This is a genomic window from Peptoclostridium litorale DSM 5388, from assembly GCF_900141635.1.
Lineage (GTDB): Bacteria > Bacillota > Clostridia > Peptostreptococcales > Peptostreptococcaceae > Peptoclostridium > Peptoclostridium litorale.
Genome location: NZ_FSRH01000014.1, coordinates 57771 through 81228, shown reverse-complemented (window position 1 = coordinate 81228; position 23458 = coordinate 57771). Strand labels below are relative to the sequence as shown.

Below are 23458 nucleotides of genomic sequence, written 5' to 3'. Positions count from 1 at the left end.
CATGAGAGTGGGAATCGGATATGATGTGCACAGGCTTGAAGAAGGCAGGAAGCTCATACTTGGAGGTGTTGAAATACCTTTTGAAAAAGGTCTTTTGGGACATTCGGACGCGGATGTGCTTGTACATGCCATAATGGATGCACTGCTTGGAGCTGCGGCCCTTGGGGATATAGGGATGCACTTTCCGGACACTGATGAAAAGTACAAGGGGGCGGACAGCATTGTGCTTTTAAAGGATGTTTCAAACCTTCTGGGTGCCAAAGGATATGTTGTGGTGAACATAGACTCTGTCATAGTGGCTCAAAGGCCAAAGCTTGCGCCGTACATGCAGGATATGAAAAAAACCATATGCAGTGCGCTGGATATAGATGAAGACAGGCTGAATATAAAGGCTACGACCACTGAAAGATTGGGGCTTGAAGGAAGAGAAGAAGGTATGTCGGCAAAGGCGATTTCTTGTATTGACAAGCCGTAGTATTTTAGTATATAATACAACAAAATTGCAAAAAATAATTTTAACAAATGCTTTGAAAGGGAATAGTAAAAAGATGAAGCTTTATAGAGAGGGGATTGTCCGGTGAAATATCCTCATGATGGAATCTTTTGAACCCGCCCTGGAGCAGGAAGGCTGAAGATATTAGGCCTTCACGGTTTGTGCCCGTTAAAGCTTTTCAAGAGGACGCAGTTTGCGTCAACTAGAGTGGTACCGCGAATATTACCGTTCGTCTCTATTTTTTGAGATGCGCGGTTTTTTATTTTTTGTAAACTAAAAACGACATATTTAAAGATTTTTAAATATTGGAAGTTGATTAATGGGGAGGAAATGTAAATGGCAAAAAAGGAAAAGCAATTTGTCGAGGAAATAACACCTATGGAGGTTGACTTTGCGAGATGGTATACAGACGTTATAACAAAGACTGATCTTGTGGACTATTCGCCTGTAAAGGGATTCATGGTAATAAAACCTTACGGATACGCTCTTTGGGAAGGAATACAGGAGTATGCAGACAAGAGATTCAAGGAGACGGGACACAAGAACTGCTACTTCCCGCTTTTAATACCTGAAAGTCTTCTTAAAAAAGAAGAAGAGCACGTTGAAGGTTTTGCACCTGAAGTGGCATGGGTTACTCACGGAGGAAGCGAAGAGCTTGGAGAAAGACTTTGCGTAAGGCCTACATCTGAGACTATAATATGCTCAATGTACGCAAAATGGCTTAACTCATACAGGGACCTTCCATACCTTTACAACCAGTGGTGTTCTGTAGTTAGATGGGAAAAGAGCACGAGACCTTTCCTTAGAACTTCGGAATTCCTATGGCAGGAAGGGCATACTCTTCACGAGACTTACGAAGAGGCCAATGAAGAGACTCTTCAGATGCTTGGAATATACAAGGAGCTTTGCGAGGAACTGCTTGCAATACCAGTAGTATGCGGAAGAAAGAGCGACAAGGAAAAATTTGCAGGAGCTGAAGCGACATATACAATAGAGGCCCTTATGCATGATGGAAAGGCCCTTCAGTCTGGAACAAGCCATTTCCTTGGACAGCACTTCACAAAGGCGTTCGAGATACAGTTCACAGACAGAGAAGGCGGACTGTCATATCCTTACCACACTTCATGGGGAATATCTACAAGACTTATAGGAGGGCTTATAATGGTTCACTCTGACAACAGAGGTCTTGTGCTTCCTCCAAGAATTGCCCCTATACAGGTTGCAATAGTGCCTATAGCTTCTCACAAGGGCAATGTAATGGAAGTTGTTGAAGGAATATACTCAGACATAAAGGCTGCCGGAATAAAGGTAGAACTTGACGATAGAGCCAACTACAGCCCAGGCTGGAAGTTCAACGAGTGGGAAATGAAGGGTGTGCCTGTCAGACTTGAGATAGGACCAAGAGACATAGAAAACGGACAGGTGACTATATTCAGAAGAGACACTCTTGAAAAGACACAGGTGCCAATGGAAAACCTTGCTAAGACAGTAGAAGATCTTCTTGAAGACATACAAAAGAGCCTTTTTGAAAAAGCTCTTAAGATGAGAGAGGAAAAGACAAGCGTAGCGTTTGACATGGACGGACTTAAAAAGTCGCTTTCTGAAAATCCAGGCTTTGTAAAGGCTATGTGGTGCGGAGATCAAGAGTGCGAATTAAAGATAAAAGAGGAAACGGGAGCTACAATAAGATGTATGCCTTTTGAGCAGGAAAACCTTTCGGACAAGTGCATATGCTGCGGCAAAAAAGCTGAAAAAATGGTTTATTTGGCAAAAGCATATTAAGAATGAAATTGACTTTATAATTTTAGGCGGCCGCATGGCCGCCTTTTTTACAAAGACGGTATATTATCAGGGGGGATAAATATGAAACTTTCACAGCTTTACATGAAGACATACAAATCGTTCCCATATGACATGGGGCTGGAGTCAACAAAGCTTTTATACAGGAGCGGGCTCATAAAATTCCTTGAAGATGCGAGCTACTCGTATACTCCTATGGGAAAACTTTTTGCAGATAGACTTAGGGCAATAATAAAAAACAGCTTTGAAGGGTACATGGACATTGAAATGGCATCTGGCGAAGAGAAAAACATAAATGCGTATTCAAGTGATATAAAGTCATACAAGGAGCTTCCTTTGAATTTGGTTTATGAATCGAAATACAAAAACAGTGATTACAAGTTCAAGGACGGGCTTTTAAATCCTAAAAGTGACAAAATGATGAAATTTTTAAGCTTTGCGGATGAAGAGAATGCAGCAGGGGCATACAGCGAAGCAAAAGAAAAGCTTATGGGCATATTTAAAGATGCGGGGATTGATCCTAAATGCCTTGAAGAGGGAGATAAAGCCACATTTATGCTTTATACAGATTATCCACTAAAAAGCTTTATGTCCTGTGCAAACTGTGGATATGGGGGAGAGGCCGATGAACTCAGACCCGTGTGTTTAGATGACTTATCCACAGAAGAAGAACTTGAAATGGAAGAAGTCTACACCCCTTCAGTAGGGTCGATATCTGACCTTGAAAGCTTTTTTGGCAGCCCTGCGTCTATGTTCATAAAGACTCTGCTGTTTGACGTTAAAGGTGAAATAGTTGCAGTGCTTTTGAGAGGAGACAAGAGCATCAATATAAGGCTGCTTGCGGAGCATATTGGAGTCGATGAAAACATGGTTCAAATGGCAAACGAGAGCCAAGTGAGAGAAGCTACGTCGGCAGATGCTGGATTTGCAGGACCTATAGGACTTAAGGCGGGGAGAATTTTTTGCGACGAGCAGGTATTGAGAATGAAAAATGCAGTGGTGGGAGCCAATAGGACTGACTATCACATAAAAAACGTGAACATAAACAGAGATTTCAAGCCTGAGGAGGTCGGCATTTTCAGAATGGCTGAAGAAGGTGATGTCTGCCCTGTGGATAAAGCGCCTCTTAAGACCATACAGGGAAGCTGCCTTGCACAGGTGAAAATATCGCAGGCGGATTCGAAATACCTGAATGAAGAGGGAAAGGAAAAGGAGCTTTTCGAGGTGAGCGCCTATGTCAATCTTGACAGGGTTATGGCTGCAACGGTCGAAAAAAACAGGGATGACATGGGAATACTCTGGCCAAAAGGACATTCTCCGTTTGAATACTATATAATAATCGGAAATGCTAAAAAAGAGGAAGAAGTTGCAGCTGGAGAGAAAATATATGATGCACTTTTGGAAAAAGGCCTGAGTGCGATTCTCGACGATAGAAAAGAAAGGATAGGGTCTAAATTCAAGGACAGTGAGCTTTTGGGCATAGAAAAAGTTATAGTTGCAGGAAAGCTTGTATCCGAAGGGAAAGTGGAGCTTAAAAACAGAAAGACATCTGAAAAGGAAGACGTGGAAATTGAGCAGCTTTTAAAGTAAAGTCCTTACATGCCTTATATGCACAGTGGTGTTGTAGCAGACTAATGTGTATAATATAATTAACAAAATGCCATTAAAGGATGAAGGAAGGTAATAGTATGGAGGTATTGGAAATACTAAAGGCGCTTTCGGATGAAAACCGGCTGAGAATACTCAATCTTCTCAGATGGGGGAAGCTGTGCGTTGGTGAAATTCAAAGCATACTTGGCATAACTCAGTCAAATGCATCGAGACATTTGAACAAGCTCAAGGGCGTCGGGATAATAAAGTTTGAAAAGGATGCGCAGTGGGTTCACTATAAACTGGATGAAGATTTCATATCGAAGTATCCGTTCCTTGGAGAGATGATATACAATCAACTCCAACAGATGGGAGAGTACAGAGGCGACGTTGAAAAGCTGGCGGCGTACAAGGTGAGCGGATGCAACTGTCAGGACCTTAGGGAAGCAGATTTTGACCTTGAAAAACTGGATATGGATTCTGAAAGATAAAGGTCGATCTATTCATCAAGTCTTGATTGAACTATTTTTGCATTTATAATATATTAGTATTATGTGAAAAAATTCAATATACATTAACTGGGAGGTTTAAAATGAGCGTTAGAGTAAGATTTGCACCAAGTCCTACGGGGTTTGTACACATAGGAAGTCTTAGAACTGCACTTTACAACTATCTTTTTGCGAAGAAGCTAGGTGGAGAGTATATACTGAGAGTTGAAGACACGGACAGAACGAGATATGTAGATGGAGCGATAGAGGGCATGCTAAACGCCATGAAATGGGCAGGAATAGAGCATGACGAGGGAGTATGCATAGACGAAGAAGGAAAGGTGTTCCAAAAGGGAGAGTACGGCCCTTACATGCAGTCGGAAAGGCTGGACATATACAAGAAATATGTACAAAAGCTGCTTGACGAAGGCCATGCGTATTACTGCTTCTGCTCTAAGCCTAGACTTGAAAAGCTTAGAGAGATCCAAAGGGCAGAAGGAAAAGTTCCCAAATATGATGGTTTTTGTAGAGGGCTTGCGGGAGTATCGAAAGAAGAAACACAAAAGAGAATAGACGCAGGAGAGTCTTATGTAATAAGATTAAAGCTCCCTGCAAGCAGGGAAATAGAATTTGACGACATGGTAAGGGGAAAGGTCAGCATAAACACTGACGACCTTGATGACCAGGTTCTTATAAAGGCCGATGGATTCCCGACATACCATTTTGCTGTTGTAGTTGACGATCACCTTATGAAGATAACTCACGTAATAAGAGGGGAAGAGTGGATATCGTCGACTCCAAAGCACGTGTATCTGTATGAGGTACTTGGATGGGAAGCACCGACTTACGTGCATCTTCCAAACATTCTAAACTCTGAAAAGAAAAAGCTTAGCAAAAGGCAGGGTGATGTTGCAGTTGAGGACTTCGAAAAAAAGGGATATCTTCCTGAAGGTCTTGTCAACTATGTGGCTCTTGTGGGATGGTCACCTGAAGACAACAAAGAGATATTCTCAATGGAAGAGCTCATAGAGGCGTTTTCAGTTGACAGGGTTTCAAGAAGTGGAGGAGTTTTCGACACTAACAAGCTCAACTGGATAAACCAGCACTATATGAAGGATGCAGAGGACGAGATGCTTGCAAACCTTGCAATGCCTTATATAAAAGAGTCTGGAGTTTCAAACGGAGAAGACATGGACGTGGAAACTCTAAAAAAGATAATGGCCATAGTTAAAGAAGGACTTCACTACGCGGCTGAAATTCCTGAAAAGATTTCTCTTTTCTTTGGGGATGATGTGAAACTTGAAAATGACGATGCAAAGGAATTTCTTGCACTTGAGCACATGCCAGCTCTTATAGGAGCTCTTGAAGAAAAGATATCGGGTGCTTCTGAGATAACTCCTGAATTTGTAAAGGCCATGTTCAAGGAAATACAAAAAGAGCACGGCATAAAGGGAAAAAACCTTTTCATGGGAACTAGGGTGATACTCACAGGACAAATGCACGGACCTGAGATTCCATACGTTGTAGAAATACTTGGAAAAGAAAGAGTTCTAAGCAGAATAGCATATGTAAAAAACAATCTTATATAAAACCTGCAAAATAAATATTAATGCCGCCGCTATGGCGGCATTAAGCGTTTTGAAAAGGAAAAGCGAAGTATAATATATGGCAAAAATGCTAAAAAGAATGTAAAATGATGATGTGAGATTTTTTACATGAAGCGTGCATTGTAAGGGCTAATAAAAAAAGAGGTGATTGCATATGAAGCTGTACAACACTCTTACAAGAAAAAAAGAAGAATTTGTACCAATTGAAGAAGGCAAGGTAAGGATGTATTCATGCGGACCTACCGTATATAATTTTTTCCACATAGGAAACGCAAGACCATTCATAATGTTTGACATACTTAGAAGGTATCTTGAATATATTGGATATGATGTGAAGTTTGTGCAAAACTTTACTGATGTTGACGACAAGATAATAAACAGGGCAAATGACGAAGGTGTGGAGCCTTCTGAAATTTCAGAAAGATATATTGCGGAGTACTTCAAGGATGCCGATGCACTTGGAATAAAGAGGGCAGATGTTCATCCGAAGGTCACAGAGACAATGGACGACATAATAGAGTTCATAAAGGACCTTGTAGACAAGGGATATGCATACGAATCAGATGGAGACGTGTATTTCGACTCTCATAAGTTCAATGAATATGGAAAGCTTTCGGGACAGGATCTTGAGGAGCTTGAGCTGGGTTCGAGGATAGACATAAGTGACAAGAAAAAGCATCCTGCAGACTTCACTCTCTGGAAAGCCAAAAAAGAAGGCGAGCCGGGATGGAACAGTCCTTGGGGAGAGGGAAGACCTGGATGGCATATAGAATGCTCGGTAATGGCCAGAAAGCACCTTGGAGAGACTATAGACATACACTCTGGAGGCCAGGATCTTGTATTCCCGCACCACGAGAACGAAATAGCGCAAAGTGAAGCTAGAAACGGCAAGCCTTTTTCGAAATACTGGGTTCACAATGGGTATATAAACATAAACAATGAAAAGATGTCAAAGTCAAAGGGAAATTTCTTTACAGTGAGAGACATAGCGAAAGAAGTGGACCTTGAGGTCGTGAGATTTTTCATGCTTTCAGCTCACTACAGAAACCCTATAAACTACAGCGGTGACCTACTTATGCAGGCTAAGGCAGGCCTTGAAAGGCTGTACAACACAAGAGAAAAGCTCCAGTTTGCGGCTGAAAACACTCAAAAAGATAAAATGGCGGCATCGGCTGAAGATAGAGGGCAGTTTGAGCAGTATAGAGAAAGATTCAAGCAGGCAATGGATGACGACCTTAACACTGCAGACGCTGTAAGTGTTATATTCGAGCTGTCGAGATTCCTTAATACAAAGCTTGACGAAGAGGTGTCGCACGGATTCATGGAGATGGGCGAGTCTATATTCGACGAGCTTACAGGCGTTTTAGGTATAGTGTGCCAAAAGGCTGAAGAGGAGCTTTTGGACGAAGAGGTTGAACAGCTTATACAAGACAGGATTGACGCCAGAAAAGGAAAAGACTTTAAAAGGGCTGATGAGATAAGAGACATGCTTAAGGACAAGGGCATAGTTCTTGAAGATACAAGGCAGGGAACTAAATGGAAAAGAGCCTAAAGGATTTAAATGCAATAAAAGAAGTAAAGGATGCAAATCTGCTTTCTCCTCTTGTGCTGGCTTATATGGGTGACTGCGTATATGAAATATACGTAAGGAAATACCTTATATGCAAATATGGAAACATAAAGGTAAATGACATGCACAAAAAGGCCACTAATTTTGTGAAGGCAAAGGCGCAGGCCATGGCGGTAATGGCTCTTAAGGAAGAGCTGGACGAGGCTGAGTGGGCCATAGTCAAGCGGGGAAGAAATCAAAAGAGCTGCTCTATGCCAAAAAACGCACAGGCTTCAGATTACAGATATGCCACGGGATTTGAAACCCTTATAGGATATTTGTATTTAAACGGGCTTGAAGAAAAGCTAGAGGCTGTGATTGAAAAGAGCATAGAACTTATAGAAAATCAGATTCAATAGGGTCTAAATATAAAACTCTCATTTTAGCCTGTGCGTCGAAATGGGAGTTTTATTAATGAAAATGAAAACTGATATTGACAGGAGGCCGCTGAAAAATGAAAGTTAAACTGATTCAGTATACTCCACAGCCTGAAAGAGTGGTTGCAATGGCTGCAAAGCTTTGTTACTCTAGGGGTGGGGTTGACGATATAGATAAAAACCTAGACGAAGCCGAAGTAGAAAGATTTGTACAGATGCTGGTGGACATAGGGCATGAAAGTCCTATAGAACATGTGAGTTTTACATTTGCAGTTGAAGGGATATCAAGAGCTTGTACTCATCAGCTTGTAAGGCACAGGCTTGCGAGTTATTCGCAGCAGAGCCAAAGATATGTAAAGCTTGAGCAGTTCGAATATATAGTGCCAGAGGAAATAGAGAAAAACCCTGAGGCAAAAGAAAAATTCATTCAGGCTATGGAAAGCGACCAGAAGGTCTACAATGAGCTTGTGGCAATACTTCAAAATTCGCATTATGAGCAGATGACAAAGGAAGGCATGTCTGAGAAAAAAGCCGAAAGGGCTTCTGAAAAAAAGGCCATAGAAGATGCAAGATATGTATTCCCGAATGCATGCGAGACTAAAATGATATTTACAATGAATGCCAGAACACTAATACACTTTTTCAAAAAAAGATGCTGCGAAAGGGCCCAAAGAGAGATAAGGACTATGGCAGATCTAATGCTGAAGGAAGTGAAGGTTGTGGCACCTGCAATATTCAAGAATGCTGGTCCAAGCTGCATAAAGTCCGCATGTCCGGAAGGCAACATGAGCTGCGGAAAAATAGAAGAAATAAGAGCCAAATACAAAAATTTATAGTTTTAGGAGTGATTTTGTGGAAAGAATACAAGGGAGAAATCCTGTGATGGAGGCCATAAAGGCTGAAAGGGAAATAGACAGCATAACAATAGCAAAGGGAGCCGAGGGGTCAATTAAAAAAATTGTTGGAATGGCAAAGGACAGGGGTATATTAATCAAGTATGCAGACAAGAAGAAGCTTGATGAAATGTGCGAGAGTACAAACCATCAGGGTGTTGTAGCCATTGTTTCTGAATACGGATATTATGAACTGGATGAGCTTATGGAGTACTGCAACAATCAAGAAGGAAGCCCTTTTCTCATAGTGCTTGACGGCATAACAGATCCTCATAACCTTGGGGCGATAATAAGAACTGTAGATGCGGTAGGAGCGCATGGGGTTATAATTCCAAAGAGAAGAAGCGTTGGCATAACTCCTGTTGTTGTAAAGTCTTCTGCGGGAGCAGTGGAGCATGTGCCTGTATGCAGGGTTTCTAACATAGTAAATGCAATTAAGGAACTCAAGGAACACGGCCTTTGGATAGCGGCGCTTGACATGGATGGAGATTCCGTATATAGGAGTAATATGACAGGCCCTATAGCACTAGTGCTTGGGAGTGAGGGCAAAGGCATATCCAGGCTGGTAAAAGAAAATTGTGACTTTGCGGTTAAACTGCCTATGGAAGGAAAGGTTTCTTCTCTAAATGCATCTGTTGCGGGCGGAGTAATAATGTATGAGGTTTTAAGGCAGAGAACTCTTAAAGAGGGATAAATGTGAAGGAATATCTTATAATAGACGGATACAATATAATAAATGCCTGGAGTGAGCTTAAGAATATTGCTGAAAACGACCTTGAAGCTTCAAGGGATAAGCTTGTTCAAATGATGCTCGAATACGCAGCGCTCAGCGGCGAAGAGGTCATAATAGTATTTGATGCGTATAGAGTGAAAAAGAGAAGCAGAACAAAGCAAAAATATCCCAAGGTTACGGTTGTATACACAAAGGAAAATCAAACGGCAGATTCATATATTGAAAAGGTAATAGGGGAGCTGGACAAAAGAGCCGTTATAAGAGTGGCTACAAATGATTGGGCCGAGCAGCAGATAGTACTGGGGAAAGGCTGCAGCAGACTGTCGGCTAGAGAGCTCCATATAGACGTGCAAAATTCACGCAAAAAGATGAAGGGGTCTTCTCAAAAAAAGGCTTCCAAGATCACTCTTGCAGATGTTGTTGATGATGATGTGTTTTTAAAGCTTGAGCAAATGCGTAGAAACGGCAATTTTTGAAGAATGTCAGGGGGTTGCTGTATTTGAAAAGAGACGCTACCGGTGGAATTGGACATGCAAACGAACAAGAGGCTGCGCTTATAAGTGCAAAGCGGGGAGACCAGCAAGCCATTGAATATATAATGGAAAAATACAGAGGGCTTGTGAAGCTGAAGTCGAGATATTATTTCATAGTTGGAGCAGAGGCTGAAGATGTAATGCAGGAAGGCATGATAGGACTTTACAGGGCCATAAGGGACTATGACATGGCAAAAAGAAGCGCTTCGTTCAGGTCGTTTGCAGAGATGTGCATAAAAAGGCAGATAATAACGGCCATAAGAACATCCAGAAGACAAAAGCATATTCCACTTAATTCATATGTATCCATAAGCTCGTGCTCAAGTGAACTGGAAACTGACAAGTGGCCTTTTGATATTCTGGCTGACAGCATGTCTAAAAACCCGGAAAGAATAGTGGTGTCGAGAGAAGAATTCATAAGGCTTCAAAAAAAGATAGATATGATCCTCAGCAATCTAGAGAAAGAAGTGCTGTATCTATATATGGACGGAAAGTCATATGAAGAGATCGCAAATGAGCTTGGAAAAACATTCAAATCCATTGATAATACACTGCAGAGGATAAAAAGAAAAGTGAGGCTTTATATGGGCTGTATAAATGACTAAAACTATTGACTTTATAGGGGGGCAATAGTACAATATTAGAGATGATTTTAGTGCCCACGTGGCTCAGTCGGTAGAGCGTCGCCTTGGTAAGGCGGAGGTCGGCGGTTCAAGTCCGCTCGTGGGCTCCAGAATAAAATAACTGCAGTAAGCCTAAAAATATAAAGCGCTAAGGGCGGTTTTTATAAGGAGGAGGACAAGCAAGATGGCAAAAGCTAAATTTGAAAGAAATAAGCCACACGTTAACATCGGAACAATAGGACACGTTGACCATGGAAAGACAACACTAACAGCAGCAATAACATACACACTAAACAAGAGATACGGAACTGGTGAAGCAGTAGACTTTGCAAACATAGACAAGGCACCAGAGGAAAGAGAAAGAGGAATCACAATATCAACAGCACACGTTGAGTACGAGACTCCAAACAGACACTACGCACACGTTGACTGCCCAGGCCACGCTGACTACGTTAAGAACATGATAACAGGAGCAGCGCAAATGGACGGAGCAATACTAGTTGTATCTGCAGCAGACGGTCCAATGCCTCAGACAAGAGAGCACATACTACTGTCAAGACAGGTTGGAGTACCATACATAGTGGTATTCATGAACAAGTGCGACATGGTAGATGACGAAGAACTACTAGAACTAGTAGAAATGGAAATAAGAGAGTTGCTAGACGCATACGACTTCCCAGGCGACGACACTCCAATAATAGCAGGATCAGCGCTTAAGGCACTAGAAGATCCAGACAGTGAGTGGGGAGACAAAATAATAGAGCTATTCGAAGCTATAGACAGCTACATCCCAGAGCCAGAAAGAGATGTAGACAAGCCATTCCTAATGCCAGTAGAGGACGTATTCTCTATAACGGGAAGAGGAACAGTTGCTACAGGAAGAGTTGAAAGAGGAATAGTTAGGGTTCAGGACGAGATCGAAATAGTAGGTCTATCAGAAGAACCAAGAAAAGTAATAGTAACAGGAGTAGAGATGTTCAGAAAACTTCTTGACGAAGCGCAAGCAGGAGACAATATAGGAGTACTTCTAAGAGGAGTTCAAAGGGACGAGATAGAAAGAGGACAGGTTCTAGCTAAGCCAGGATCAATAAAGCCTCACACTAAATTCAAGTCGGAAGTATACGTACTTAAGAAGGAAGAGGGCGGAAGACACACTCCATTCTTCAACGGATACAGACCACAGTTCTACTTCAGAACAACAGACATAACAGGATCAATCAACCTACCAGAAGGCGTAGAAATGGTAATGCCAGGAGACAACGTACAGATGGAAGTTGAACTAATAGGACCTATAGCTATAGAAGAGGGACTAAGATTTGCGATAAGAGAAGGCGGAAGAACAGTAGGAGCAGGAGTAGTTGCTTCTATAGTAGAGTAATCCCCTGCGAAGATTCGCATAATAAAATAGACTTTCTGAAATTGCAAAGAGAAGGATGGGAGTCCTTCTCTTTTTTAGACTCTTAAAATTTTTGGAGATTTAATCCCTGCAAGCCGTCGAAACAGCAAGCTTCAATATTCAAAAATAAAAAATATAACAACATAAGATTGACATGACCTCGAAAATGTGATAGATTTTATGGGTGATGTTTTATAATGGCATATATATGTGGTCAGAAAAATAGATACGATCCAACTATCCATGATATATTTTGATGGGCAGAAACTAAGGAGGTGTATTACATGAGAGTGAAGGTAACTTTAGCTTGTACAGAATGCAAGCAGAGAAACTACAATACAACAAAAAACAAGAAGAACAATCCAGATAGATTAGAGATGAGCAAATACTGTAAGTTCTGTAAAAAGCATACTAATCACAAAGAAACAAAATAAGGATGTGAGTATATGGCGGCCCAGTTAAATACTACTGGTGGCAAAGAGTCTAAGGCGGGCTTTTTAAGGGAAGTAAAAGGAGAGCTTAAAAAGGTTCACTGGCCAAGTAAAAGAGAGCTTGTAAGATATACTACAGTAGTACTAGTTACAAGTGCTTTTGTAAGTTTCTTTGTTTGGCTGCTTGATTCAGGACTAGGCTTTTTGTTGAAATTTATAGTTAAGCAATAAATCTAAAAGGATAGGGAGTCGCCTTTTAGGAGAAAGGATGACTAATATTATGCCTAACAATGAAGAAAAAGCTAAATGGTATGTTGTACACACCTATTCTGGGCATGAAAACAAGGTAAAGGCAACTATAGAAAAGACTGTAATAACAAGGAATATGGAAGATTTCATATTTGACGTGCAAGTTCCTACAGAAGAGGTAGTGGAAATAAAAGATGGAAAAAAGAAAGTAAAATCCAGAAAGAAATTCCCCGGATATGTTATAATAAAAATGCTTATAACTGATGAGTCATGGTATATAGTTAGGAACACAAAAGGAGTAACCGGATTCGTAGGACCGGGTTCAAAGCCTGTGCCGCTTTCAGACGAAGAAGTGGCCGCTATGGGAGTTGAAAAGGTTACATCTGAGATAAATGTGGAACTAGGCGACGTTATTTCAGTTAAGAGTGGGCCGTTTGAAGGGTTCATGGGGAATGTAGAAGAAATAAATATGGAAAAAAGTGTTGTCAAAGTTTTAATTTCAATGTTTGGTAGGGAAACACCAGTTGAACTGGGTTTTGACCAAATAGAAAAAATGTAATATATATGATTTAAATTATGAGGAGGTGTTATATATGGCTAAGAAAGTAATAGGTCAGATAAAATTGCAAATACCTGCAGGAAAGGCGACTCCAGCTCCACCAGTTGGGCCAGCTCTAGGACAGCATGGTGTTAACATAATGCAGTTCACTAAAGAGTTCAATGCAAAGACTGCAGACCAGCCTGGCATGATAATACCGGTAATAATATCGGTATACCAGGATAGATCATTCACATTCATAACAAAGACTCCACCAGCTGCAGTACTTATAAAGAAAGCTTGTGGAATAGAGTCTGGTTCAGGCGAGCCAAACAAGAAGAAGGTTTCTAAAATAACAAAAGCTCAACTTAAGGAAATAGCAGAGCTTAAGATGCCTGACCTTAATGCGACAGATGTAGAAGCAGCTATGAGTATGATAGCTGGTACTGCTAGAAGCATGGGCGTTGAAGTTGTAGACTAGTATTTTAGAAATAAGTGGGAGGAAATAAACCGCTAATACCACGAGGAGGAATAAACATGGCTAAAAAAGGAAAAAAGTATGTAGACGCACTTAAGAAAATCGAAAAAGATACTCTTTACAGTGCATCTGGCGCTATGGCACTTTCAGTAGAATGTGCAAGTGCTAAATTTGATGAAACAGTAGAAGCTCACATAAAGCTTGGTGTAGATTCGAGACACGCTGACCAGCAGGTTAGAGGAGCAGTAGTACTTCCACACGGAACAGGAAAAACTAAAAAGGTTCTAGTGTTCGCAAAGGGAGAAAAAGCTAAAGAAGCTGAGCAAGCTGGAGCAGACTATGTAGGAGAAATGGACCTTGTAAGCAAGATCCAAGGCGAAAACTGGTTTGACTTTGATGTTGTAGTTGCAACTCCAGACATGATGGGTGTAGTTGGTAGACTGGGTAGAGTTCTTGGACCAAAAGGTCTTATGCCAAACCCAAAATCAGGTACAGTTACATTCGATGTTGCAGCAGCAGTAAATGATATAAAAGCTGGTAAGGTTGAATATAGACTAGATAAGACTAACATAATTCACGTTCCAGTAGGAAAGGTTTCTTTCGGCAAGGAAAAACTGTTTGAAAACTTTGCAGTTCTTGCTGATGCAATAGAGAAGGCTAAGCCTGCAGCTGCTAAAGGACAGTACTTAAGATCAGTTACTGTTGCTAGCACAATGGGACCTGGAATTAAAATAAATCCAAACAAAATATCAGAATAATTATTGACATATGGTATATGATATAGTATAATTCCCTTGTTGTTAAAAATAAATATGCCGCAGACAGTAGGCGCGAAAGCTTAAAATGCCTACCGAGGTCAAATACTTCGAAAATTCGAAGTTTTGAATTTTGAAATTCAAGCCCTTGTCTGTCTGTGAGCATACAAGGGCTTTTATAGTGTTTATATAATTACAGAACAACCAAAGGAGGTGGATGGTTAGTGTCTAAGGCTTTAGAAATGAAAAAAGAGCAAGTTGTAGAAATTACTGAGAAGTTTAAAAATGCATCTTCGCTAGTAATAGTTGATTATAGAGGTCTTAAAGTTGATGAAGCTAATGAACTAAGAGCTAAATTCAAAGAGGCTGGATGTGATTACAAAGTTTACAAGAATACACTTGTAAGAAGAGTAGCAAACGAACTTGGATATGACCAACTGAACGATGAAAGTCTAGTAGGACCAAATGCGATAGCTTTTGGATATGAAGATCCTGTTGCACCAGCAAGAATAATTAAGGATTTCATGAAGGATCATCCTGCAATAGAGCTTAAGATGGGTATCGTGGAAGGTGAATTCTACGATGACGCAAAGATAAAAGAACTTGCGAACGTACCTTCAAGAGAAGTACTTATCGCAAAACTTCTTGGAAGCTTCAAGGCTCCAGTTTCGAACTTTGCATACCTTTTGGATGCAGTTGCAAAGCAAAAAGAGGAAGCTGGCGAATAATACCGTGCTTTGCATTTGATCAAGCTGCAGGAGACAAAGTCTTATGCGTTTGAGAAAATGTATATTTTAAAATAATTAAATCGAAAGAATAAAACCGGAGGTGTCTTTTAATGACTATAGAACAAATACTAGAAGCTATAGAGAATATGAAAGTACTAGAGCTTAACGAATTAGTTAAGGCAGCAGAAGAAAAATTTGGTGTATCTGCATCTGCTCCAGTAGCAGTAGCGGGCGCAGCAGCTGGTGGAGAAGCAGCAGCTGAGAAAACTGAGTTTGATGTAGTTCTTGCAGATGCAGGATCACAAAAAGTTAAAGTTATAAAGGTTGTAAGAGAGATAACAGGACTTGGACTTAAAGAAGCAAAAGCTCTTGTTGATGGAGCACCAAGCCCAGTTAAAGAAGGAGCTTCAAAAGAAGAGGCTGAAGAAATGAAAGCTAAGCTTGAAGAAGTTGGAGCTAAAATAGAAGTTAAATAGTAAAAATATAATAAAGGCACCTTATTGTCAAGTAAGGTGCCTTTTATATTTGCTTTTGAAAAAATGGTGAAATTAATTGAATGGCAATGTTTGTTTAATAAGCTTTAAAGTGCGCTTGAATTTTAAATTCAAGCGCACTTTAAAGCTTATTAATAAAAAATGATAAAAATATAATATTGACTTATTGACAAGCGTGTGATATCATATTTAAATGCGTACAATGGATATTTCTGTCGTTCGGTATATTTTTTCAATTTGACATACATTAACAATAGATTTTTTTAGGAGAGGTGAACAATTGATGCCATATCCACATCCTGTAAAAAGCGGAAAGAGAACTAGGATGAGTTTTTCTCGAATCAATGAAGTAGCAGAACTTCCGAATCTTGTAGAAATACAACTGGATTCGTATGATTGGTTTTTAAAAGAAGGCCTGAAGGAAGTCTTTGAGGACGTATCACCAATAGAAGACTACACGGGTAATTTGTCGCTTCATTTTGTAGACTATTCTATTGGCGATCCTAAATATGGCGTTGAAGAGTCAAAAGAGAGAGACGTTACTTACTCGGCACCGCTGAAAGTGAAAGTAAGACTCGAAAACAAAAGCACCGGAGAGATAAAAGAGCCGGGCAAAGACGTTTTTATGGGAGACTTCCCGCTGATGACTGAAAAGGGTACGTTTATTATAAACGGCGCAGAAAGGGTAATAGTCAGCCAGCTTGTCAGATCTCCAGGAGTATATTACTCTCAAGAAAGAGACAAGTCAGGGAAAAAACTCGTTTCATCAACCGTTATTCCAAACAGGGGAGCATGGCTTGAATATGAAACGGATTCAAACGATGTAATTTCAGTAAGGGTTGACAGAACAAGAAAGCAGCCTATAACTGTACTGCTTAGAGCATTTGGATTTTCAAGTGACATAGAGATAATAGAGCTTCTTGGAGAGGACGAAAGACTTCTTGCAAGCCTTGAAAAAGACAATACAAAAAACAGGGAAGAAGCACTTATAGAGATATACAAGAAGCTGAGACCTGGCGAGCCGCCTACAGTGGAGAGTTCGACATCGCTTTTGAATTCTCTATTCTTTGACCCTAAAAGATATGACCTTGCAAAAGTTGGAAGGTATAAATTCAACAAAAAGCTTTCTATAGCTCATAGAATAGCAACAAGAACGGCTATGGAAGATATAGTTTCAAGCGATACTGGAGAAGTGTTTGTGAAAAAGGGTGAGAAAATAACCCTTGAGAAGGCATTTGCAATCCAAAATGCCGGAATAAACATAGTCAGAGTGCTTGGCGGCGAAGACAAGGAAATAAAGGTAATAGGAAATAATTTCGTAGACCTTAAGGCTCATGTTGACTTTGAAATACAAGGTTTTGGCCCTAAGGCAAAAGTTCACTATCCAACACTTGTAGAGATTCTTGAAGAGTGCAATACAAAAGAAGAGATAGTTGAAAGCTTTAAAAAGAACAAGAGAAGGCTTGTACCAAAGCATATAATACTTGATGATATAATAGCGTCTATAAGCTATCAATTCAACCTTTTCCACGGAGTGGGAAGAATTGACGATATAGATCACCTTGGAAACAGAAGGGTAAGATCTGTCGGAGAACTGCTTCAGAACCAGTTCAGAATCGGACTTTCCAGAATGGAAAGAGTCGTAAGAGAGAGAATGACTATACAAGATACAGAAAATACAAGTCCGGAGGCGCTTATAAACATAAGACCTGTGGCGGCTTCTATAAAAGAGTTCTTCGGAAGCTCTCAGCTTTCGCAGTTCATGGACCAGACAAACCCTCTTTCAGAGCTTACTCACAAGAGAAGGCTTTCTGCCCTTGGACCAGGAGGTCTTTCTAGGGAAAGAGCGGGCTTTGAGGTCAGGGACGTTCACCATTCACACTATGGAAGAATGTGTCCTATAGAAACACCAGAGGGCCCAAATATCGGACTTATAAACTCGCTTAGTACATTTGCGAAGATAAATGAATATGGATTCATAGAATCTCCTTACAGAAAGATAGACAAGGAAAAGGGCATAGTGACTAGCCAGATAGACTATCTTACTGCTGACGAAGAGGACCTTTATGTAAGAGCGCAGGCAAATGAGCCTCTAGATGAAGAAGGAAGATTCGTAAATGAAAGGGTAACGGCTAGAGCTGTAAGCGGAGAGGCTGAGCTTGTAAATCCGTCACTTGTTGATTATATGGACGTATCTCCAAAGCAGGTTGTTTCCATAGCGACTGCAATAATACCATTCCTTGAAAATGACGACGCCAACCGTGCCCTGATGGGATCGAACATGCAGCGTCAGGCGGTTCCTCTTATAAGAAGGGAATCTCCTGTTATAGGTACAGGTATGGAAGGAAAGGCCGCAATGGACTCGGGTGTAGCTATAATAGCAAGAAACTCGGGTGTGGCTGAAAGAGTAACGGCAAATGAAATAATAGTAAAAAGAGAAGACGGCCAAAGAGACAGGTACAAGCTGCTTAAATTCAAAAGGTCAAACCAGGGAACATGCGTTAACCAAACGCCTATAATAGACAGAGGCGAGATTGTAAATGCAGGAGATGTACTGGCTGACGGACCATCTACGGAGATGGGAGAACTGGCGCTTGGAAGAAACTGTAGAATAGCCTTCATGACATGGGAAGGATACAACTACGAGGATGCGATTCTCCTCAATGAAAGACTTGTAAAAGAAGACAGGCTGTCGACTATACACATAGAAGAATATGAAGCAGAGGCAAGAGATACAAAACTTGGACCAGAAGAAATAACAAGAGATATTCCGAATGTCGGAGAAGATGCAATAAAGAATCTTGATGACAGGGGAATAATAAGAATAGGAGCCGAGGTTCAATCAGGAGACATTCTTGTCGGCAAGGTTACACCTAAGGGTGAAACTGAGCTTACAGCAGAGGAAAGACTCCTAAGAGCCATATTCGGTGAAAAGGCAAGAGAGGTAAGAGATACATCACTTAAGGTTCCTCATGGAGAAAGTGGAATAATAGTAGATGTGAAGGTGTTTACAAGGAAAAATGGAGATGAGCTTCCTCCGGGTGTAAACGAACTTGTCAGAGCATATATAGCTACAAAGAGAAAGATAAATGTTGGAGACAAGATGGCTGGACGTCACGGTAATAAGGGTGTAATTTCAAGGATACTTCCAGAAGAGGACATGCCTTTCATGGAAGACGGTACTCCTGTAGAGATAGTACTAAACCCACTGGGCGTTCCATCGCGTATGAATATAGGACAGGTACTTGAGGTTCACCTTGGACTTGCAGCCAAGAAGATGGGATGGCACGTTGCGACACCGGTATTTGACGGAGCAAACGAGTCAGACATAGAAAAGGCACTTGCAGAAGCGGGATATCCTCAAGACGGAAAGCTCCAGCTGTATGACGGAAGAACTGGAGATCCGTTTGACAACAGGGTAACTGTAGGATACATGTACATGCTTAAGCTGCACCACCTTGTAGACGACAAGATACACGCAAGGTCAACTGGTCCTTACTCGCTTGTAACTCAGCAGCCGCTGGGCGGTAAGGCGCAGTTTGGAGGACAGAGGTTTGGAGAGATGGAGGTTTGGGCGCTTGAGGCATACGGAGCAGCACATACACTTCAGGAGATCCTTACTGTCAAGTCTGATGACGTGGTTGGTCGTGTTAAGACTTATGAAGCGATAGTTAAGGGCGAAAATATTCCAGAACCGGGAATACCTGAGTCATTCAAGGTTCTTATAAAAGAACTTCAAAGTCTTTGTCTTGATGTCAAGGTGCTTGAAGCAGACAGGGAAATAGAAATAAAAGAGTCTGTGGATGAAGAAGAGACAAGCATGGAAGGCGAATTTGAATATATAAAGACAGATTCTGATTACAGTGAAGGCTATAGCGAAGAAGAACCGGGCGAAGAAGATGAAGATGAAGCTGAAGGCTATAGCGAAGAAGACGTAGATGACTTTGATGAAGACAATGCGGATCAGGAATTTTTCAAAGAAAACAATTATGGAATTGGCGAAAATATAGATATTTAGACCCATAGCCTGCGAAAAAAATTGCGGGCTACACGGTCGTGTTGCTACTTTGATTTTAAATCCTTGTCTTGAATATTTGACAAGTCAATCTAACAGAGAAGGGAGAGAACTCCTTGTTTGAACTTGGTAATTTTGAATCGATGAAAATAGGTTTGGCTTCACCTGAAAAGATTAGACAGTGGTCGAAGGGGGAAGTTAAAAAGCCGGAAACAATAAACTACAGGACTTTAAAACCTGAAAAGGACGGGCTTTTCTGCGAAAGAATATTTGGGCCTACAAAGGACTGGGAATGTCACTGCGGGAAATACAAGAGAGTACGATATAAAGGTGTAGTGTGTGACAGATGTGGTGTTGAAGTCACCAAATCAAAAGTAAGACGTGAGAGAATGGGTCATATAGAATTGGCAGCTCCAGTTTCACATATATGGTATTTCAAGGGAATTCCATCTAGAATGGGACTTCTTCTTGACATGTCACCACGTTCACTTGAAAAAGTACTATACTTTGCATCATATGTAGTTACTGATCCTGGAGAGACGGGACTTAGCGAAAAGCAGCTTCTTACAGAGAAAGAGTACAGAGAGGCCATGGACAAGTACCCTGGAGGATTCAAGGCGGCAATGGGTGCTGAAGCGGTAAGAGATCTTCTTGAGAATGTAGAGCTTGAGGTGCTTTCAAAAGACCTTAGAAGCAAGCTTAAGGACAGCACAGGACAAAAGAGAGTCAGAACAATAAGAAGACTTGAGGTCGTAGAAGCTTTCAAAAAGTCTGGAAACAAGCCAGACTGGATGGTACTTGATGCAATACCTGTAATACCTCCAGATCTTAGACCTATGGTTCAGCTTGACGGAGGAAGGTTTGCAACATCAGACCTAAACGACCTTTACAGAAGAGTTATAAACAGGAACAACAGACTTAAAAGACTACTTGAGCTGGGAGCTCCTGACATAATAGTCAGAAATGAAAAAAGGATGCTTCAAGAGGCGGTAGATGCACTTATAGATAACGGTAGAAGGGGAAGACCTGTAACGGGTCCTGGAAACAGACCGCTAAAATCGCTTTCAGACATGCTAAAAGGAAAGCAGGGACGTTTCCGTCAAAACCTTCTAGGAAAGCGTGTTGACTATTCGGGACGTTCGGTTATAGTCGTAGGGCCAGAGCTTAAGTTCTACCAGTGCGGACTTCCAAAGAAGATGGCGCTTGAGCTTTTCAAGCCTTTCGTTATGAATGCGCTTGTAACTAAGGGATGTGCACACAATATAAAGAGTGCGAAGAGAATGGTTGAAAAAGTTAAGCCTGAAGTTTGGGACGTGCTTGAAGATGTAATAAAGGCTCATCCAGTTCTTCTAAACCGTGCACCTACTCTGCACAGACTTGGAATACAGGCATTTGAACCTATACTGGTTGAAGGAAAGGCCATAAAGCTGCACCCTCTTGTATGTACTGCATACAACGCCGACTTCGACGGAGACCAGATGGCTGTCCACCTGCCACTTTCAGTGGAGGCACAGGCTGAGTGTAGATTCCTTATGCTCTCAACAAACAACATACTTGCGCCTAAAGACGGATCTTCAATAACTACTCCTACTCAGGATATGGTTCTTGGAGGATACTACCTTACACTTGACATAGAAGGATCTCTGGGCGAGGGCATGGTGTTCAAGGACTACAATGAAATGCTTCTTGCATACACCAACAGATGCGTGGCACTTCATGCAAAGGTAAAGGTCAGAATAGGAAAAGATGATCAAGGCAAGGACATACTTGTAGAGAGTACTGTGGGAAGATTCATATTCAACGAAAACATTCCTCAGGATCTGGGATTTGTAGACAGGGAAAAGGACATGCACAGCCTTGAAGTAGATTTCCTTGTAGACAAAAAGAAAATGGGTCAGATAATAGACAAGTGCTTCAGAAAGCATGGAAATACAACTACTGCAATAATGCTTGACAACATAAAAGAGCTTGGATTCAAGTTTTCGACAAGGGGAGCCATAACTGTTTCGGTAGCGGATATGGAGATTCCTAAGGAGAAATATGAATATATTGCGCAGGCCGAAGAGAAGGTTGCAAAATATGAGAAAGCCTTCAGAAGAGGTCTTATATCAAATGAAGAGAGAAAAGAAAGAGTTATCGAAACTTGGACTGCTACAACAGACAAAGTAACCGACGCACTTATGGACAACCTTGACAGACTAAACAACATATTCATAATGGCGCACTCGGGAGCGAGGGGTAGTAAAAACCAGATAAGACAGCTTGCAGGTATGCGTGGTCTTATGGCGGATGCGACCGGAGAAACCGTAGAACTTCCAGTTAAGGCGAACTTCCGTGAGGGTCTTTCGGTACTGGAGTACTTCATATCTTCACACGGAGCAAGAAAGGGTCTTGCGGATACAGCACTTCGTACAGCCGACTCAGGATATCTTACAAGAAGGCTTGTTGACGTATCTCAGGACGTAATAATAAGAGAAGAAGATTGTGGAAGTAAAGAAGGTATACTAGTTAGAAAGTTCAGCGATGGAAACGAAATAATAGAGGAGCTTTATGACAGAATACTTGGAAGATATGCTGCAGAAGATGTACTTCATCCGGAAACCGGCGATATTATCGTACCTAACGGAGAGCTCATAACTGAAGACATCGCAGACAAGATAATTGGAGCCGAAATAGAAAATCTTATGATAAGATCGGCGCTAAGCTGTAAGACTAAGCACGGCGTATGCTCTAAGTGTTACGGAAGAAACCTTGCGACAGGCAAACAGGTAAATACCGGAGAGGCTGTAGGTATAATTGCTGCCCAGTCGATAGGTGAGCCGGGTACACAGCTTACAATGCGTACATTCCACACAGGTGGAGTTGCTGGAGGCGACATCACTCAGGGTCTTCCAAGGGTCGAGGAGCTTTTTGAGGCCAGAAAACCAAAGGGTCTTGCAATAATAACAGAAATAGACGGCTCTGTTCAGATAAAAGAGAGCGGAAATAAAAGGGATGTAATAATAACAGGACAAGACAGCGAAAGCAAGACTTACTCGATACCATACGGTTCGAGAATAAAAGTCAAGGAAGGTCATTTTGTAAGCGCAGGAGACCCTATAACAGAAGGTTCAATAAATCCACACGACATACTGGCTGTAAAAGGCGTAACAGCCGTTCAAAACTATATAGTTCAGGAAGTTCAAAGGGTTTATAGAATGCAGGGTGTTGATATAAACGACAAGCACATAGAGATAATATCTAGACAGATGCTTTCTAAAGTGAGAATTGAAGAAGAGGGAGATACTGAGTTCCTTCCAGGAAGTCTTGTAGACAGGCTCGAATTCGAAAATGAAAACGAAAGAGTTGAATCTGAAGGCGGAACTCCTGCAACTTCAAACAGAGTGCTTCTTGGAATAACAAAGGCATCTCTTGCAACAGAATCGTTCCTTTCAGCGGCGTCTTTCCAGGAGACAACAAGGGTTCTTACAGAGGCAGCAATAAAGGGAAAAGAAGACAAGCTTATAGGACTAAAGGAAAATGTAATAATAGGAAAGCTCATACCTGCAGGAACAGGAATGAAAAGATACAAGAATATAGCTATAAAAAATACAGAAGAAGAGTCTGCTGAATAATATTAAAAATGTTA

Annotated in this window: 21 protein-coding genes, 1 tRNA gene and 2 other annotated features; all 22 genes read left to right on the top strand. The window is 41.2% G+C overall.

Going from position 1 to position 23458, the window contains the following annotated elements; genetic code table 11:
- Position 1 precedes the first annotated feature (1 nt).
- The 22 genes from ispF to rpoC all read left to right on the top strand — a co-directional run bounded on the left by ispF (position 2) and on the right by rpoC (position 23444).
- On the top strand, positions 2 to 475 hold the full coding sequence (ispF, locus tag BUQ87_RS12485; RefSeq protein ID WP_038267412.1) for a 2-C-methyl-D-erythritol 2,4-cyclodiphosphate synthase: 474 nt from the start codon (positions 2 to 4) through the stop codon (positions 473 to 475).
- Positions 476 to 518: 43 nt separating this feature from the next.
- Positions 519 to 733, top strand: a binding site (T-box leader).
- Between the two features lie 96 nt (positions 734 to 829).
- Complete coding sequence (gene proS / locus BUQ87_RS12480) at positions 830 to 2275, top strand: proline--tRNA ligase (protein WP_038267409.1); 1446 nt, start codon at positions 830 to 832, stop codon at positions 2273 to 2275.
- An 81-nt stretch (positions 2276 to 2356) separates the two neighbouring features.
- Positions 2357 to 3883 (top strand): YbaK/EbsC family protein, encoded by a 1527-nt coding sequence (locus BUQ87_RS12475; protein WP_038267407.1) that lies wholly within the window; start codon positions 2357 to 2359, stop codon positions 3881 to 3883.
- A 98-nt stretch (positions 3884 to 3981) separates the two neighbouring features.
- Positions 3982 to 4374, top strand: coding sequence for an ArsR/SmtB family transcription factor (locus BUQ87_RS12470; RefSeq protein WP_052636325.1), 393 nt, complete (start codon positions 3982 to 3984; stop codon positions 4372 to 4374).
- A 101-nt stretch (positions 4375 to 4475) separates the two neighbouring features.
- Entirely contained in the window at positions 4476 to 5960 is a 1485-nt protein-coding gene (gene gltX / locus BUQ87_RS12465) for a glutamate--tRNA ligase (protein ID WP_038267405.1), read from the top strand.
- A gap of 172 nt (positions 5961 to 6132) precedes the next feature.
- Positions 6133 to 7530 (top strand): cysteine--tRNA ligase, encoded by a 1398-nt coding sequence (gene cysS, locus BUQ87_RS12460; protein ID WP_038267402.1) that lies wholly within the window; start codon positions 6133 to 6135, stop codon positions 7528 to 7530.
- Positions 7515 to 7946: a Mini-ribonuclease 3 gene (locus BUQ87_RS12455; protein ID WP_038267400.1), complete on the top strand. Its 432-nt coding sequence runs from the start codon at positions 7515 to 7517 to the stop codon at positions 7944 to 7946. The genes cysS and BUQ87_RS12455 overlap by 16 nt, the downstream gene beginning before the upstream one ends.
- A 95-nt stretch (positions 7947 to 8041) precedes the next feature.
- Entirely contained in the window at positions 8042 to 8800 is a 759-nt protein-coding gene (thyX, locus tag BUQ87_RS12450; RefSeq protein ID WP_038267398.1) for an FAD-dependent thymidylate synthase, read from the top strand.
- A gap of 16 nt (positions 8801 to 8816) precedes the next feature.
- Positions 8817 to 9551 carry a 23S rRNA (guanosine(2251)-2'-O)-methyltransferase RlmB gene (rlmB, locus tag BUQ87_RS12445; RefSeq protein WP_143182472.1) on the top strand — a complete coding sequence of 245 codons (735 nt, stop codon included), beginning with the start codon at positions 8817 to 8819 and terminating at the stop codon, positions 9549 to 9551.
- A 2-nt stretch (positions 9552 to 9553) separates the two neighbouring features.
- Positions 9554 to 10066, top strand: a complete 513-nt coding sequence (locus tag BUQ87_RS12440; protein ID WP_074210113.1) for an NYN domain-containing protein — start codon at positions 9554 to 9556, stop codon at positions 10064 to 10066.
- A 23-nt stretch (positions 10067 to 10089) separates the two neighbouring features.
- Positions 10090 to 10728, top strand: coding sequence for an RNA polymerase sporulation sigma factor SigH (sigH, locus tag BUQ87_RS12435; RefSeq protein WP_242943841.1), 639 nt, complete (start codon positions 10090 to 10092; stop codon positions 10726 to 10728).
- A 52-nt stretch (positions 10729 to 10780) separates the two neighbouring features.
- Positions 10781 to 10856 (top strand) — tRNA-Thr (locus tag BUQ87_RS12430).
- A gap of 74 nt (positions 10857 to 10930) precedes the next feature.
- Positions 10931 to 12124, top strand: coding sequence for an elongation factor Tu (gene tuf / locus BUQ87_RS12425; protein WP_038267392.1), 1194 nt, complete (start codon positions 10931 to 10933; stop codon positions 12122 to 12124).
- Positions 12125 to 12426: 302 nt separating this feature from the next.
- Complete coding sequence (gene rpmG / locus BUQ87_RS12420; RefSeq protein ID WP_038267387.1) at positions 12427 to 12576, top strand: 50S ribosomal protein L33; 150 nt, start codon at positions 12427 to 12429, stop codon at positions 12574 to 12576.
- A 12-nt stretch (positions 12577 to 12588) separates the two neighbouring features.
- Positions 12589 to 12804, top strand: coding sequence for a preprotein translocase subunit SecE (gene secE, locus BUQ87_RS12415; protein WP_038267383.1), 216 nt, complete (start codon positions 12589 to 12591; stop codon positions 12802 to 12804).
- A 49-nt stretch (positions 12805 to 12853) separates the two neighbouring features.
- Positions 12854 to 13381 carry a transcription termination/antitermination protein NusG gene (nusG, locus tag BUQ87_RS12410; RefSeq protein ID WP_038267380.1) on the top strand — a complete coding sequence of 176 codons (528 nt, stop codon included), beginning with the start codon at positions 12854 to 12856 and terminating at the stop codon, positions 13379 to 13381.
- Positions 13382 to 13415: 34 nt separating this feature from the next.
- Positions 13416 to 13841 (top strand): 50S ribosomal protein L11, encoded by a 426-nt coding sequence (rplK, locus tag BUQ87_RS12405; RefSeq protein WP_038267378.1) that lies wholly within the window; start codon positions 13416 to 13418, stop codon positions 13839 to 13841.
- A 56-nt stretch (positions 13842 to 13897) separates the two neighbouring features.
- Positions 13898 to 14596, top strand: coding sequence for a 50S ribosomal protein L1 (rplA, locus tag BUQ87_RS12400; RefSeq protein ID WP_038267376.1), 699 nt, complete (start codon positions 13898 to 13900; stop codon positions 14594 to 14596).
- Positions 14597 to 14635: 39 nt separating this feature from the next.
- Positions 14636 to 14782, top strand: a sequence feature (ribosomal protein L10 leader region).
- 35 nt (positions 14783 to 14817) lie between these two features.
- Complete coding sequence (rplJ, locus tag BUQ87_RS12395; RefSeq protein ID WP_038267374.1) at positions 14818 to 15321, top strand: 50S ribosomal protein L10; 504 nt, start codon at positions 14818 to 14820, stop codon at positions 15319 to 15321.
- A 110-nt stretch (positions 15322 to 15431) separates the two neighbouring features.
- Positions 15432 to 15797, top strand: coding sequence for a 50S ribosomal protein L7/L12 (rplL, locus tag BUQ87_RS12390; RefSeq protein WP_038267372.1), 366 nt, complete (start codon positions 15432 to 15434; stop codon positions 15795 to 15797).
- Positions 15798 to 16098: 301 nt separating this feature from the next.
- Positions 16099 to 19833 (top strand): DNA-directed RNA polymerase subunit beta, encoded by a 3735-nt coding sequence (gene rpoB, locus BUQ87_RS12385; RefSeq protein WP_038267459.1) that lies wholly within the window; start codon positions 16099 to 16101, stop codon positions 19831 to 19833.
- Between the two features lie 113 nt (positions 19834 to 19946).
- Complete coding sequence (rpoC, locus tag BUQ87_RS12380) at positions 19947 to 23444, top strand: DNA-directed RNA polymerase subunit beta' (protein WP_038267369.1); 3498 nt, start codon at positions 19947 to 19949, stop codon at positions 23442 to 23444.
- Positions 23445 to 23458 lie beyond the last annotated feature (14 nt).